The organism is Micromonospora arida (genome assembly GCF_003857035.1).
GTDB lineage: Bacteria > Actinomycetota > Actinomycetes > Mycobacteriales > Micromonosporaceae > Micromonospora > Micromonospora arida.
Map to the genome: position 1 here is coordinate 1 of NZ_QGSY01000317.1, position 13,169 is coordinate 13,169.

The 13,169-nt window shown below is 71.8% G+C and carries 13 protein-coding genes; 4 read left to right on the forward strand and 9 right to left on the reverse strand.

The genetic code is table 11. From position 1 onward, the window contains the following. The 4 genes from DLJ58_RS31550 to DLJ58_RS31565 form a co-directional block, all read right to left on the reverse strand. A partial coding sequence (locus tag DLJ58_RS31550) for a TIGR01777 family oxidoreductase (RefSeq protein WP_124862197.1) occupies positions 1-874 on the reverse strand: 874 nt, incomplete at its 3' end. 143 nt (positions 875-1,017) lie between these two features. Further along, entirely contained in the window at positions 1,018-1,257 is a 240-nt protein-coding gene (locus DLJ58_RS31555; protein WP_124862200.1) for a hypothetical protein, read from the reverse strand. Positions 1,258-1,285: 28 nt separating this feature from the next. Beyond that, positions 1,286-1,648 carry a DUF6086 family protein gene (locus tag DLJ58_RS31560; RefSeq protein WP_124862203.1) on the reverse strand — a complete coding sequence of 121 codons (363 nt, stop codon included), beginning with the start codon at positions 1,646-1,648 and terminating at the stop codon, positions 1,286-1,288. Positions 1,649-1,914: 266 nt separating this feature from the next. Further along, positions 1,915-2,913, reverse strand: coding sequence for an aldo/keto reductase (locus DLJ58_RS31565; RefSeq protein WP_124862206.1), 999 nt, complete (start codon positions 2,911-2,913; stop codon positions 1,915-1,917). A gap of 56 nt (positions 2,914-2,969) precedes the next feature. Between DLJ58_RS31565 and DLJ58_RS31570 the strand changes: the two genes are divergently transcribed. Continuing rightward, positions 2,970-3,356 (forward strand): MerR family transcriptional regulator, encoded by a 387-nt coding sequence (locus tag DLJ58_RS31570; RefSeq protein WP_124862209.1) that lies wholly within the window; start codon positions 2,970-2,972, stop codon positions 3,354-3,356. On the opposite strand, the gene DLJ58_RS31575 is transcribed toward DLJ58_RS31570, so the two are convergent. Together DLJ58_RS31575 and DLJ58_RS31580 are read right to left on the reverse strand one after the other, a co-directional pair. Then, complete coding sequence (locus tag DLJ58_RS31575) at positions 3,311-3,835, reverse strand: hemerythrin domain-containing protein (RefSeq protein WP_244219211.1); 525 nt, start codon at positions 3,833-3,835, stop codon at positions 3,311-3,313. The two genes, DLJ58_RS31570 and DLJ58_RS31575, sit on opposite strands and share 46 nt — an antisense overlap. Before the next feature lie 113 nt (positions 3,836-3,948). Beyond that, positions 3,949-5,286, reverse strand: a complete 1,338-nt coding sequence (locus DLJ58_RS31580) for a low temperature requirement protein A (protein WP_124862212.1) — start codon at positions 5,284-5,286, stop codon at positions 3,949-3,951. Positions 5,287-5,438: 152 nt separating this feature from the next. Between DLJ58_RS31580 and DLJ58_RS31585 the strand changes: the two genes are divergently transcribed. Then, a complete protein-coding gene (locus DLJ58_RS31585; RefSeq protein WP_124862215.1) occupies positions 5,439-6,374 on the forward strand; it encodes an SDR family NAD(P)-dependent oxidoreductase in 936 nt (311 codons plus the stop codon). Between the two features lie 63 nt (positions 6,375-6,437). Here DLJ58_RS31585 and sucB read toward each other — a convergent pair whose 3' ends face one another. Next, entirely contained in the window at positions 6,438-8,282 is a 1,845-nt protein-coding gene (gene sucB, locus DLJ58_RS31590; protein WP_124862218.1) for a 2-oxoglutarate dehydrogenase, E2 component, dihydrolipoamide succinyltransferase, read from the reverse strand. Between the two features lie 67 nt (positions 8,283-8,349). Beyond that, positions 8,350-9,741: a dihydrolipoyl dehydrogenase gene (lpdA, locus tag DLJ58_RS31595; RefSeq protein WP_124862221.1), complete on the reverse strand. Its 1,392-nt coding sequence runs from the start codon at positions 9,739-9,741 to the stop codon at positions 8,350-8,352. Positions 9,742-9,919: 178 nt separating this feature from the next. On the opposite strand from lpdA, the gene DLJ58_RS31600 reads away from it, so the two are divergent. Then, on the forward strand, positions 9,920-10,249 hold the full coding sequence (locus DLJ58_RS31600; RefSeq protein ID WP_112589164.1) for a hypothetical protein: 330 nt from the start codon (positions 9,920-9,922) through the stop codon (positions 10,247-10,249). A 50-nt stretch (positions 10,250-10,299) separates the two neighbouring features. Here DLJ58_RS31600 and DLJ58_RS31605 read toward each other — a convergent pair whose 3' ends face one another. After that, a complete protein-coding gene (locus DLJ58_RS31605; protein WP_124862224.1) occupies positions 10,300-11,874 on the reverse strand; it encodes a leucyl aminopeptidase in 1,575 nt (524 codons plus the stop codon). 162 nt (positions 11,875-12,036) lie between these two features. Here DLJ58_RS31605 and gcvT point away from each other — a divergent pair, with 162 nt between their 5' ends. Continuing rightward, the gene (gcvT, locus tag DLJ58_RS31610; protein ID WP_124862227.1) at positions 12,037-13,167 is read left to right on the forward strand and encodes a glycine cleavage system aminomethyltransferase GcvT; all 1,131 of its coding nucleotides are present in this window, start codon (positions 12,037-12,039) and stop codon (positions 13,165-13,167) included. Positions 13,168-13,169: the final 2 nt, after the last annotated feature.

Below are 13,169 nucleotides of genomic sequence, written 5' to 3' on the forward strand. Positions count from 1 at the left end.
CTTGGGGGAGGGTTGGGTGGTGGTAGGGGTAGGCGGCTCTCGTCAGGACTCCGGGGAGGACCCGGGTGCTGGTGAGGGCCTCGTGGGAGAAACCACCGAGGACCACCTTGAGCGCCAGCGCGGGGATCGGGATGACCGCCGGCCGGTGCAGTTGCCGGGCCAGCTCGCGGGTGAACTCGGCGTTGGTGACCGGGTTCGGCCCCACCACGTTGACCGGGCCGGCGAGGTCGTCGCGGTCGAGCAGGAAGCGGGTCGCGTCCAGCCAGTCGGCCATCGAGATCCACGGCAGCCACTGCCGGCCGCTACCCAGTCGGCCGGCGATGCCCAGCTTGAACGGCAGCAACTGCGGCTTGAGCAACCCGCCGTCGCGGTGCAGCGGCAGACCGGTACGCAGCCGGACCACGCGTACCCCGGCGTCCTCGGCCGGCCGGGTCGCGGCCTCCCACACCCGGCAGACGTCGGCCAGGAAGCCCTCGCCGGCCGGCGCGTCCTCCTCGACCGCCCGGTCGCCCGTGTTGCCGTACCACCCCACCGCCGATGAGTTGAGCAGCACCCGGGGTCGGTCCGCGGCGGGGAGGCCGGCGATGGTGGTCGCCAGCGTGGTGGTGCTGTCCACCCGGCTGGTCCGGATCAGCCGCCGGTAGTCGTCGTTCCAGCGCTTGTCGCCGACGCCCGCGCCGGCCAGGTTGATCACAGCGTCGGCCTCGGCGACCACGGCCGGGTCGAGCTGCCCGGCGGCCGGGTCCCACCGCCGCTCCTGCGGCCCGCCCGGCGCCCGACGGACCAACCGGGTGACCTCGTGCTCGTCGCGGACGAGCACGTCGGCCAGTCGGGTGCCAAGGAAGCCGGACGCACCGGCCAGAAGGATCCGCATGCTCATATCTTCCGGTACGGACGGCAGGTTGGATGCGTCGAGCCGCGCGCCGGAGCGTCGCGCCGGCCGCCCACCCCGTCCCGCGACCGTGCGGTCGATGTCTCCACCTCGCTCGGAGCGTCGTCGCATCCACCGGTGACGCGTCAGTCGGCGGGCGGCGCCGGGCACTCCTCGATCAGGGCCCAGGCGTTGAAGAACTTCGGCTGTGGACCGAACAGTGCCCCGAGATGGTGCTTCGGGGGGCCGGTGCGGTCGTCGCCGGGTAGCCAGACCGCGTCGCACTCGGGGCACAGCAGGAACAGCCGCCCACCTCCCCGCACCCGGTACCAGGTCTGCCAGTCCTGCCCGCACGACGTACAGGCGAATTTCTCGGAGTCGTTCACACGCACCCTTCCTCGGATCGTGCCGTCGTCAGGCAGGCATGGTGGGCTCGAGCGCGGCGGCTTCGGCGAGCAAGGCGTCCAGCGCCGCGCTGCCGGGCGGCGGAGGAGGCCCGCCGGCACGCTGCAGCAACACCAGGGAGACCAGCAGGACCCCACGCAGCAGCTGCGCGAGGGTGGGGTGCCGGCCCTCGTTGTAGAACCGGATAAGGCGGTCCACGAAGGTCGCGAACGTCGCCGGATCGAGATCGCAGCTGCCGTTGCGCAGCGGCGTCAGACCCGACGGCGCCCCCACGACCTCTGCCACCGACCGGGCTTGGCCGAGATAGACCTGGCCGACCCGGAGGGCGGGATCCCACACGCGCGTCTGGGCGGTCTGGAAGGGATAGCTCATGAGGCAGCTCGATCTTCAACTGGATGCGGCGGCGTCAACGCGTGGTCGCGAGCGACCGCCCCCGGGCCGGCCGGCGTCGTCGGGCATGACGGCTACCGAACGCAGAGCAGGGCGCTGACCGCAATGTGGACGGAGCCAGGCTACAAGCGCCGGACCGTCGGCGCTGTCCCACCGCGTGCCCGGCGTCACCCCGATGGTTCGGTAGTCGGAATGCACCGCCGACCCGGCGTCCGGCGTCGACGCCCTCGGCCGGGTCGGCGGCGGCGCTAGGCCGCCGGGGCCGGACGCAGATCGGCCAGCAGACGCTCCACCTCGGCGTACGCCTCGGCGTCGAGCGGCCCGAGCGCCAGGGTGGCCAGGTTCTCTTCGGCCTGGGCCACAGTGCGCAAACCAGGAATCGGCACGGTACGAGGGCTGCGCGCCAGCAGCCAGCCGAGCGCGCCCTGGGCCAGGGTGCGACCGTCGGCGGTGAGCGCCGCGCGGACCTGCTCCACGCGGGTCGCCCAGCGTGGCGTCGGCCGGCCGTCGGTGAACCACTCCAGCCACTCCGGTGCCCGTCCGCGCACGTCGTCCGCCCCGACCGCCCGGGTCGACCCGGTGAGCAACCCCATCGCCAGCGGCCCACGGTTGAGGCTGGCCAGGTCGTGCTTGTCGCAGACCGCCAGCACCGCCGCGTTGTCGCGCAGCACCGACTCGTCGTGCTGAATCGCCGCGCAGTGCGGGCCGGCGGCCGCGAACGCCTCGGCCGAGGCCGGGTCGTCGGTGCTCCAGCCGTACGCCCGGATCTTGCCCTGGTCGACCAGGGCCTCCAGGGTGTCGACCAGATCGAGCGCGGCGGGCACCGGCAGTGCGTTGAGGTGCAGTTGGTAGAGGTCGACGTGGTCGGTGCCGAGCCGGCGGAGCGAGTCTTCCAGGCTGCGCACCGCGAAGGCCGGGCTGGCGTCGGTGCCGAGCGCCCGCCGGGTGCTCTCCTCGCTGACGTTGCCGAACTTGGTGGCGATCACCACGCTGTCCCGTCGCCCGGCCAGGGCTTGACCGAGGATCCGCTCGCTGTGCCCGGCGCCGTAGTTGCTGGCGGTGTCGAACAGGGTCACGCCGAGATCGAGCGCCCGGTGGATGGTCCGGATCGACTCGTTGTCGTCCACCTCGCCCCAGCCGAACGGCTGCCCGTCGTCGCCCCAGAGTGGGCCGCCGATGGCCCAGCACCCCATTCCGATCGCGCTCACCGTGATGCCGCTGCGTCCCAGCGTCCGTGTCGTCGTCATGGTCACCAGCCTCCAACCTGGAGCGCGCTCCAGGTCAAGCACTAGCATCTCGCGACATGAGCGGTTACGCCCCCTCGGAGGCCGCCCGCCGCAGCGGCTTCAGCCTCGACACTCTGCGGTACTACGAGAAGATCGGCCTCCTCGCGGACGTGGAGCGGACGGCAGGCGGGCAGCGGGTCTTCACCGACGACGACCTCGGCTGGCTGGTGCTGTTCCGCTGCCTGCGCGACACCGGGATGCCGATCGCACAGATGCGCCGCTACGCGCAACTGGCCCGCGACGGCGAGCACACCACCGACGAGCGGCACGAGCTGCTGTGCCACCACGCGGCGCGGGTCGAGGAGCAGATGCGCCTGCTCCAGCGCCAGTACGACCACCTGCGGGAGAAGATCCGCTTCTACGAGGGGCTGCCCGGCACCGCACCGGGATCGGAGGCCGGCTGAAGGGAACCAGGCGCGGTCAGGCCGAGCAGTTCCTCGGTCGTTCCGGTTCGACCGGTGAGCGTGTTCAGGGCGGTGACCAGCCGCTTTTCCTCGTAGCGGAAGTGCGATTCCAGCAGGGCGGCCAACCCGCCCAGCTCGGCGCGCACCTGGTCGACCGGCACCGCCGCGTCGCCGCCCAGCAGTGCCTCGACCCGCTCCAGGATCCCCGCCACCACCTCGTGATCGGTGATCAGGTTGTCGATGACCGGGCGCAGCTCGGGGGCCTCCTCGGCCAGCAGCCGGAACGCGCCCGCGTCCTCACCGGTGTGGTGTCGGCCGAGCGCGGCGCAGAAGGTCAGGCAGTGCGCCCGCAGGTCCCGGGACGGGGTGTCGAGGCTTGCCTGCAGCCGGGCCAGTTCCGCGCTGAGCCAGAGGTGGATCTCGATCATTTGATTGCCGACGGCGGCGAGCCGGCCGGCCGGTGAACTATTTGGGTGCACGTTCGTCCCATGCTGTCCCCGCGCCTCCATGCCCACGGCGGCCTTCGGGCCGGGTGCACTGCGACGCTGCGCCGAAGTCTATGGCCGGCTGGCCACGCCCCCAAACCCGGGAATCACGGCGTGGTCGGTTCGTCGGTCTCCCGGACGTCGTGCCAGCGCGCCCGCCAGGCGGCCTCGTGGGCCTCGTGGCTGGTCCGCTCCTGGAAGACGGCGGCTCGCAGGGCGTGCCGGGATTGCGCCATCACCATCACCTCCACGGCCACCAGCGCCACGCAGATCACGGTCGCGAGGGTGAGCGCGCCCAGCGCCGGCAGGTGCTGGCCGACCGGGAGGGCCGCCGTGAGCGCCACGATGACGCCGACGCGGGTCCACGTGACGGTGTGCAGGGTGCGCAACTGGAAGAGCAGGTTGACGGCGAAATAGCAGATCAACCCGCCGAACAGCATTGGCACCGCCGGGCCCTCGACCTTCTCGGCGATCCCGCCGGCCGGGTCGGTGATCTTGTGCAGGACCTCCTCGTTGCCGATCGAGAAGAGGATCACCCCGGCGATCATCGGCAGGTAGAGATACGCGTACGCGTCGCGGGCCATCGCCACCCGGGGAGCGCCCTCCGCCGCGTGCAGGGCGATCCGGGCGGCCGGCCCGATGAAGTCGAAGTGCGCCCACCAGAGGGCGGCGGTGACCACGATGCCGAGCGCGGCGGCGGCCACCGCCGGCCAGGTGACCGACTTGCCGAGCAGGTTGCCGCCGACGCCCGTCGAGATGATCGACTCACCCAGCGCGATGATCAGGATGAGGTCGTAGCGCTCGGTCCAGTGCTCGGCGCTGGTCACCCCCCAGCCCCAGGTCCCGACGATGAAGCCGGTGGCGTACTGCACCACCACCACGGCGATCCACAGGCCGTCGCGGACCATGGCGGCTCGGTCGGGGTCGGCGATCTGCGGCGGGATGAGCGCGGCGGCCAGCAGCAGCAAGATGCTCACCGCCAGCTCCGGCGCGAACCGCCGCAGTTGCCGCCGCTCCTGCGGGCTGTCCCGCACCACGTGTTGATAGAGGATCCAGTGGATGCCGCGGACCACGACGTAACTGATCGCCACCAGCATCGGGCCGGCAGCGCTCCCCTTCGGGTCGGTGAACGCCTGTGGCAGAGCCAGCGCGAACGCGAACAGGGCGACCATCGCGATCACCATGAGCACCGGGACGTAGCCCTCGCCGAGCCGGACCCGGGTGGCGACCAGGCTGTGTACCACCCAGATCCACCAGAGCACGGCGAGCACCAGACCGGCGTGCAGCAGTTGCCGGCTGGAGATGTTCGCGGCGGTGGCCCGGGTGATGATGAAGAACGAGAAGACGAAGACCAGGTCGAAGAAGACCTCGAACTTGTCCACCCGGGCGCCCGGGGCGATCGGGACGGCCGGTCCCAGCTGTCCACCCCGCCGGTAGCCGCCCACGATCCCACTCTGGCAGCGTCCGGGCTGGTCGGAGGCCGAACGGCGATGGCGACGGGGTCCGGCGTTACCTCCGGCCCGGGTCGGGGAAGCACCGGAGCCACGGCCTCTCGCAGCGGGCCGGTCGGTCCGCCCACCCCGGACAAGGATGGACAATGACGACCAACAACCCGATCACCACTTCGTTCGCCCATCAGTCCACAGCCATGGACGTGATCCGGGGCGTGGACCTCGTCGGGCGGCGGGCGATCGTCACCGGCGGGTCCTCCGGGATCGGCGTGGAGACCGCCCGCGCCCTGGCCAGCGCCGGCGCGGAGGTCACCCTGGCCGTCCGCAACCCCGACGCGGGTCAGCAGGCCGCCAACGACATCACCGGCACCACCGGCAACGACCGCGTCCTGGTCGCCCCGCTCGACCTCGCCGACCAGGGTTCGATCGCCGACTTCGTGGCCAACTGGGACGGCCCGCTGCACATCCTGGTCAACAACGCCGGCATCATGGCCGCACCCCTGTCCCGCACCCCGCAGGGCTGGGAGATGCAGTTCGCCACCAACCACCTGGGGCACTTCGCGCTCGCCACCGGACTGCGCCCGGCACTCGCCGCCGGCGACGGGGCCAGGATCGTCTCCGTCAGCTCCGCCGCCCACCTGCGCTCACCGGTGGTCTTCGAGGACATCCAGTACGACAAGCGGGAGTACGAGCCGTGGCAGGCGTACGGGCAGTCCAAGACGGCGAACGTGCTGTTCGCCGTGGAAGCGACCCGGCGCTGGTCAGACGACGGTATCTACACCAACTCGCTGATGCCCGGCGCGATCCAGACCAACCTGCAGCGCTACGTCAGCAAGGAGGAACTGGACCGGATGCGGTCGGGCAACGCGGCGGCCTGGAAGACCGTCGAGCAGGGTGCCGCCACCTCCGTGCTGGTCGCCGCGTCACCGCTGCTCGACGAGGTGGGTGGGCGCTACTTCGAGGACTGTCAGCAGGCCGCCCCCGCCCAGCCGGGCGGGCGGACCGGAGTGGCCGACTACGCGTTGGACCCGGAGGCCGCCGAGCGGCTCTGGCAGGTCTCGACCGCGCTGCTCAAGGGCTGAGGACCGCAGCCGAAAGGGCGCCCCGGTCGACGACCGGGGCGCCCTTTCGGCGTTGCGGGTGGATCAGGCCAGGCCCAGCTCCGACTCGAAGTTGCCGGCCTCCAGCCGCTCCTTGACCGTGGTCAGGAAGCGAGCCGCGTCGGCGCCGTCGATCAGCCGGTGGTCGTAGGACATGGCCAGGTAGACCATCGACCGGATCGCGACGACCTCGCCCAACTCCGGGTCGTTGACCACGACCGGCCGCTTCACCACGGCACCCGTGCCGAGCATCGCCGACTGGGGCGACGGCACGATCGGGGTGTCGAAGAGCGCGCCCCGGCTGCCCGTGTTGGTCAGCGTGAAGGTTGCCCCGGCCAGCTCGTCCGGGCTGATCTTGTTGGTCCGGGTCCGCTCGGCCAGGTCGGCGACCCGCTTGGCGATGCCGCCCAGGTTGAGGTCGCCGGCGTTGTGGATGACCGGCGTCAGCAGCCCCCGCTCGGTGTCCACCGCGATGCCCAGGTGCTCGGCCGCCGGGTAGGTGATCGTGCCACCCTCCAGGTCCATGCTGGCCTGGACGATCGGGTGCGTCTGCAGCGCCTCGATGGCGGCGAGGGCGAAGAACGGCAGGAAGGACAGCTTCACGCCGTGCCGCTGCACGAAGGAGTCCTTCGCCTGCGCCCGCAGCTTGGCGATCCGGGTGACGTCCACCTCGACCACGGTGGTGAGCTGCGCCATCTCGTGCAGCGACTCGTGCAACCGCTTGGCGATGGCCTTGCGGATCCGGGGGAGCTTCTCGGTGGTGCCCCGCTTGCCGCTCGGCTGCGCCTTCGCGGCCGGCTTGGCCGCAGCCGCCGAGGGCGCGGCGGCGGCCGCTGGTGCGGCGGCCGGAGCGGCCTTGGCGGCCTTTGCCTTCTCGGCGGCCTCCAGCACGTCCTGCTTGCGGATCCGACCACCCACGCCGGTGCCGTTGAGCGCGGCCAGGTCGACGCCGTGCTCACCGGCCAACTTGCGTACCAGCGGGGTCACGTAGCCGGCGGCCTCCTCGCCAGCACCCGGTGCCGGGGCGGACGGGCGAGGCGGCGTCGAGGTCGACGCGGCCGGCTGCGCGGCCTGCTCGGTCTTCGCCGGCTGCGCCGAGCTCTCGGTCTCCGCGGCGGGCTCGCTGTACGAGGCGCCCTGCGTCGGCTCCTCGACCTTCGGCTCCGGCTTCGGCTCGGCCTTCGGCTCCGGCTTGGCCTCCGCCTTCGGCTCGGGCTTCGGCTCGGGCTGCGCCGGGGCGGGGGCCGCACCGGCAACGCCGATGATCGCCAGGTCTGCGCCGACCGCGGCGGTCTCGTCCTCGGCGACCTTGATCTCCAGCACGGTGCCGGCGACCGGCGACGGGATCTCGGTGTCCACCTTGTCGGTGGAGACCTCCAGCAGCGGCTCGTCGACCTCGATGGTCTCGCCGACCTGCTTGAGCCAGCGGGTGACCGTGCCCTCGGTGACGCTCTCACCCAGGGCCGGCATCTTCACCGCGGTGCCCTCGCCCGACGAGGCGGCGGCCGGAGCCGGTGCCTCGGCCGGAGCCTCGTCCTGGGCCACCTCGTCGGCGGTGCCCTCGGCGGCGGCCGTCGGCTCGGCGGCCGGCTCGACCTCCTCGGTCGGGGCCTGCTCCTGCGGGGCGGCCTCGCCACCGCCGGTCGACTCGCCCTCACCGGAGATGACAGCCAGCTCGCTGCCCACCTCGGCGGTCTCGTCCTCACCGACCACGATCCGGCTCAGCACGCCCGCCGCGGGCGACGGGATCTCGGTGTCGACCTTGTCGGTCGAGACCTCGAGCAGGGGCTCGTCGACCTCGACCGTGTCGCCCTCCTGCTTGAGCCAGCGCGTGACGGTGCCCTCGGTGACGCTCTCGCCGAGCCGGGGCATGGTGACCGATACCGGCATTTTCTGAGACTCCTTCATTCCCCTGGTGGGATCTTCGCCCGTCGCCGGACGCCGCGGTTGTGGGTGATCAGGCGTGCGCGTGCAGCGGCTTGCCGGCGAGGGCCAGGTGCGCCTCGCCCAGGGCCTCGTTCTGGGTCGGGTGGGCGTGCACGAGCTGGGCGACCTCCGCCGGGTAGGCCTCCCAGTTGTAGATGAGCTGCGCCTCACCGATCAGCTCACCCACCCGGGCGCCGATCATGTGCACGCCGACCACTGGGCCGTCCTCGACCCGGACCAGCTTCACGAAGCCGGTGGTCTTGAGGATCTGGCTCTTGCCGTTGCCACCCAGGTTGTAGTTGTACGTCTTGACCTTGTCGGCGCCGTACTGCTCCTTGGCCTTGGCCTCGGTGAGACCCACCGACGCCAGCTCCGGGTCGCAGTAGGTGACGCGCGGGATGCCGACCTCGTCGATCACGGCGGGGGTCTGCCCGGCGATCTCCTCGGCCACGAAGATGCCCTGCTGGAAGCCCCGGTGCGCGAGCTGGAGGCCCGGGACGATGTCGCCGACGGCGTAGACGTTCGGCACGCTGGTGCGCAGCCGCTCGTCGGTCAGCACGTAGCCGCGGTCCATCTTGACGCCCTGCTCCTCGTACCCGAGGTTGGCGGTGTTCGGGCCGCGGCCGACGGCGACCAGCAGCAGCTCCGCCTCGACGGTCTCGCCGCCCTGGATGGTCAGCTTGACGCCGCCCTCGGTCTTCTCGACCTTCTCGAACGGCTTGCCGACCTTGAAGTTGATCTTCCGCTTGCGGAACGCCCGCTCCAGCGCCTTGGACGACTCCTCGTCCTCGGCGGCGACCAGCCGGGGCAGCGCCTCGACGATCGTCACGTCCACACCGAAGGACTTCCACACACTGGCGAACTCGACGCCGATCACACCGCCACCGAGCACGATCACCGACGACGGCACCCGGTCCATCGTGAGGGCGTGGTCGCTGGTGATGATCCGCTCGCCGTCGACCTCCAGGCCGGGCAGGCTCTTCGCGTACGAACCGGAGGCCAGGACGATGTTGCGGCCGGTGTAGCGCTTGCCGTCCACCTCGACCACGTTCTTGCCGACCAGCTTGCCGGCGCCCTCGACGATCGTGAGGCCCTTGTTGCCCTTCAACATGCCCTGCAGGCCCTTGTACAGGCGGGCGATCACGCCGTCCTTGTACGAGTTGACCCCGGCCATGTCGATGCCGATCAGCTCGGCCTTCACGCCGAACTGCTCAGACTCGCGGGCCTGGTCGGCGATCTCGGCGGCGTGCAGCAGGGCCTTCGTCGGGATGCAGCCGTTGTGCAGGCAGGTGCCCCCGAGCTTGCCCTTCTCGACCAGCGCGACCTTCAGGCCCAGCTGGACGGCGCGCAGCGCGGTCGCGTAGCCGCCGCTGCCACCTCCGAGAATGACAATGTCGAAGGTCGCTTCGTTCGGCTCGCTCACGTCCAACTCCCAGGTCGCGTCGCTGCATCGGGGGTCACGGGGATGTAACACGGACACACCCCACCTCGGTCATCTTGTCACCACTGGGCACAGGGTGCGTACTGAGGTGCCCAACGACACGTCATCGACACGTACCCTTGGCACCGTCGTCGATGACGCAACGTGGGGGAGAGATCGGGTGGGCTTGTTCCGGCGCCGCAAACAGGCGGCTGTGCCGAGCCATGACCGTGCCGCGAGTCGCGGCGATCTGGACCATTTGGAGAACTTCATCCGAAGTCGGCGCGGCGTCGAGGCGTACATCGAACCGCGGACGACCGTAACGGAGACCACGGTCATCCTGATCGCCGACGACGGGGAGTGGACGCGCCGGCGGATCGACGGCCCGGACGGCGCCCGGCGCTTCGCGTACCGGATGGGCATCCCGGTGTACGACGTCCGGCTGATGGGCTACCCGCAGCGGATGCGCGACTTCAACGAGCGCCGCAAGCGTCGCCCCGAGCGGTACTGAGACGCGCGAAAGGGGCCCCCTTGAGCAGGGGGCCCCTTTCGCGTGTCCCGTCAGCCGTTGGTGGCGACATCCTCGACGAGCTGCACCAGCGTGCGGACCGGAACGCCGGTGCCGCCCTTGGTCCAGTAGCCGGTCGGCTCGCCCGAGTGGTAGCCCGGCCCGGCGATGTCGATGTGCGCCCACGCCACGTCGTCGGTCACGAACTCGCGCAGGAACACGCCGCCCTGCAGCATGTGACCGGCCCGGTCCATCCCGGCGTTGACCTGCGAGATGTCCGCCACATCCGACTCCATGCCCTTACGGACGTCGTCGGGCAGCGGCATCGGCCAGGCCGGCTCGCCGACGGCGTCGCCGGCCACCTTCACCCGGTCGCACAGCTGCGGGGTGCCCATCACGCCGGCCATCCGCTTGCCCAGCGAGATGACCTGGCCGCCGGTCAGGGTGGAGGTCTCGAACAGGTAGTCGGTGCCGTCCGCGCAGGCACGGGCCATGGCGTCGCCCAGGATCATCCGGCCCTCGGCGTCGGTGTTGAGCACCTCGACCCGCTTGCCGTTGAACATGGTGATCACGTCACCCGGCCGGTAGCTGGTGCCCGACGGCATGTTCTCCGCCATCGGCAGGTACGCGCTGACCGCCACCGTCGGCTTCAGCGCGGCGATCGCCAGCATGGCCGCGCCCACCGCAGCGGCGCCCGCCATGTCGGACTTCATCTCCCACATGCCCTGCGCCGGCTTGATCGAGATGCCGCCGGTGTCGAAGGTGATGCCCTTGCCGACCAGTGCGACCCGCTTGCCGTTGCCGCCGCCCTGCGGGGTGTAGGTCAGCTTCACCAGCCGCGGCGGGGCCTCCGAGCCCTGGCCGACCGCGACGATGCCGCCGTACCCGCCGGCGGCCAGCGCCGCCTCGTCGAGCACCTCGACGCCGAGGCCCGCCTCGCGCGCCGCGCTGGCGACCGCGTCGGCGAACGACGGCGGACGCAGCTCGTTCGGCGCGGTGTTCACCCAGTCCCGGCTGAGCCGGACCGCGCCCGCCACCGCCTGCGCCCGGGCGACCTCCGCCTGGGCACCCGCGTCGCCGGCGTCCGGCACCGCGATGAGCACCTCGGCCACCGGCTCCCGCCGGGTCGGCTGGGGCCGGGTCTTGTAACCGGCGAACCGGTACCCACCCAGCAGCGCGCCCTCGGCGACCGCGCGCAGCTCGGCCGACGCGTCCGCGTCGTCCGGCAGCGGCAGCGCCAGCGCGACCCTTGGTGCGCCCGCCAGGGCCCGGATCGCCGCACCGGCGGCCCGGCGCAGCGTCTCCGGGGCCGGGGCGGCACCCGACGGCTCCGGGCCGAGCCCGACCGCGGTGACCAGCGGGGCGGTCACGGTGCCCAGCGTGGCCAGCTTGATGACCTCACCCGGACCGCCGGTCGCGCCGAGCAGCGCGAGGGTCTCGGTCAGCTTGCCGTCGAACGCGGCCGCGATGCTCTCCGCGCCGCTGGCGAGCAGCAGGGTGCCGGCGAGGCCGCTGGTGGCGCCCTGCTCTCCGGTCTGGCTGTGCACGCCGATCACGATCGCGTCGACGGCGAGCTCGGCCGGGTCGGTGTCGACCAGGCTCAGGTTGGTGGTGCGGGGTGAAGTCACTGAAGCTACTCCGGGCGGGCCGGGCCGGTCGCGGCGTCGCGTACCAGCGGTGAAGGTCTCCGGCGGAACCTACCCGCCGGACGTCATGGCTGTCCCGCCGACAGCGCCAGCGGGCTCCCGCCGATGCTAACCAGCGACGTTGCCCCCGGTAAGTTGCCACCCATGACCGACGTGACCTCCGACGCCGCCGCGACCCGGCTGCGCCGTTCCCCGCTGCACGAGCGGCACACCGCCGCCGGAGCCAAGTTCGCCCCCTTCGGGGGCTGGGAGATGCCCCTGGAGTACGCCGGCGGCGGAGTGCTCAAGGAGCACACCTCGGTGCGTACGGCGGTCGGGGTCTTCGACGTGTCACACCTGGGCAAGGCCCGGGTGAGCGGCCCTGGCGCGGCCGACTTCGTCAACTCCTGCCTCAGCAACGACCTGGGCCGGATCGGCCCGGGCCGGGCGCAGTACACGCTCTGCTGCGACGACGCCACCGGCGGCGTGGTGGACGACATCATCGCCTACCTCTACGCCGACGACCACGTCTTCCTCATCCCGAACGCGGCGAACACCGCCGAGGTGGTGCGCCGGTTGCGCGCCGCCGCTCCCGCCCAGGTGACCGTCACCGACGAGCACGAGGCGTACGCGGTGCTGGCCGTGCAGGGCCCACGCTCGGCCGAGTTGCTGGCGGCCCTGGGCCTGCCCACCGAACACGGCTACATGAGCTTCTCCGCCGCGAGCCTGGCCGGGGTGGAACTGACCGTCTGCCGTACCGGCTACACGGGTGAGCTGGGTTACGAGCTGGTGGTGCCGGCGGAGCACGCGGTCGCCGTCTGGGATGCGCTCTTCGCCGCCGGCGCGGCGTTCGAGCTGCGCGCCTGCGGGCTCGCCGCCCGGGACACGCTGCGGACCGAGATGGGGTACCCGCTGCACGGGCAGGACCTCTCCCTGGACATCAGCCCGGTGCAGGCCCGCTCCGGCTGGGCGGTCGGCTGGGACAAGCCGGCCTTCTGGGGCCGCGACGCGCTGCTCGCCGAGAAGGCCGCCGGCCCCCGGCGTACGCTGCGCGGCCTGGTGGCCGTCGACCGGGCCATCCCGCGGCCCGGCATGACCCTGCACGTGGGCGACACGCAGGTCGGCACCGTGACCAGCGGCACCTTCTCGCCGACCCGCAAACAGGGCATCGCGCTGGCCCTGCTGAACACCGACGCCAACCTGACCGACGGCGACGAGGTCGAGATCGACATCCGGGGCCGCCGAGCCCCCCTGAAGCTGACCAAACCCCCCTTCGTAACCCCCGCAGTGAAGTAACC

Bases quoted from the DNA above. Each gene is read 5' to 3' on its own strand.
- DLJ58_RS31565 (WP_124862206.1), bottom strand. From the start codon at position 2,913: ATGACGACGACACGGACGCTGGGACGCAGCGGCATCACGGTGAGCGCG.
- DLJ58_RS31560 (WP_124862203.1), bottom strand. From the start codon at position 1,648: ATGAGCTATCCCTTCCAGACCGCCCAGACGCGCGTGTGGGATCCCGCC.
- DLJ58_RS31585 (WP_124862215.1), top strand. From the start codon at position 5,439: ATGACGACCAACAACCCGATCACCACTTCGTTCGCCCATCAGTCCACA.
- sucB (WP_124862218.1), bottom strand. From the start codon at position 8,282: ATGCCGGTATCGGTCACCATGCCCCGGCTCGGCGAGAGCGTCACCGAG.
- gcvT (WP_124862227.1), top strand. From the start codon at position 12,037: ATGACCGACGTGACCTCCGACGCCGCCGCGACCCGGCTGCGCCGTTCC.
- DLJ58_RS31570 (WP_124862209.1), top strand. From the start codon at position 2,970: ATGAGCGGTTACGCCCCCTCGGAGGCCGCCCGCCGCAGCGGCTTCAGC.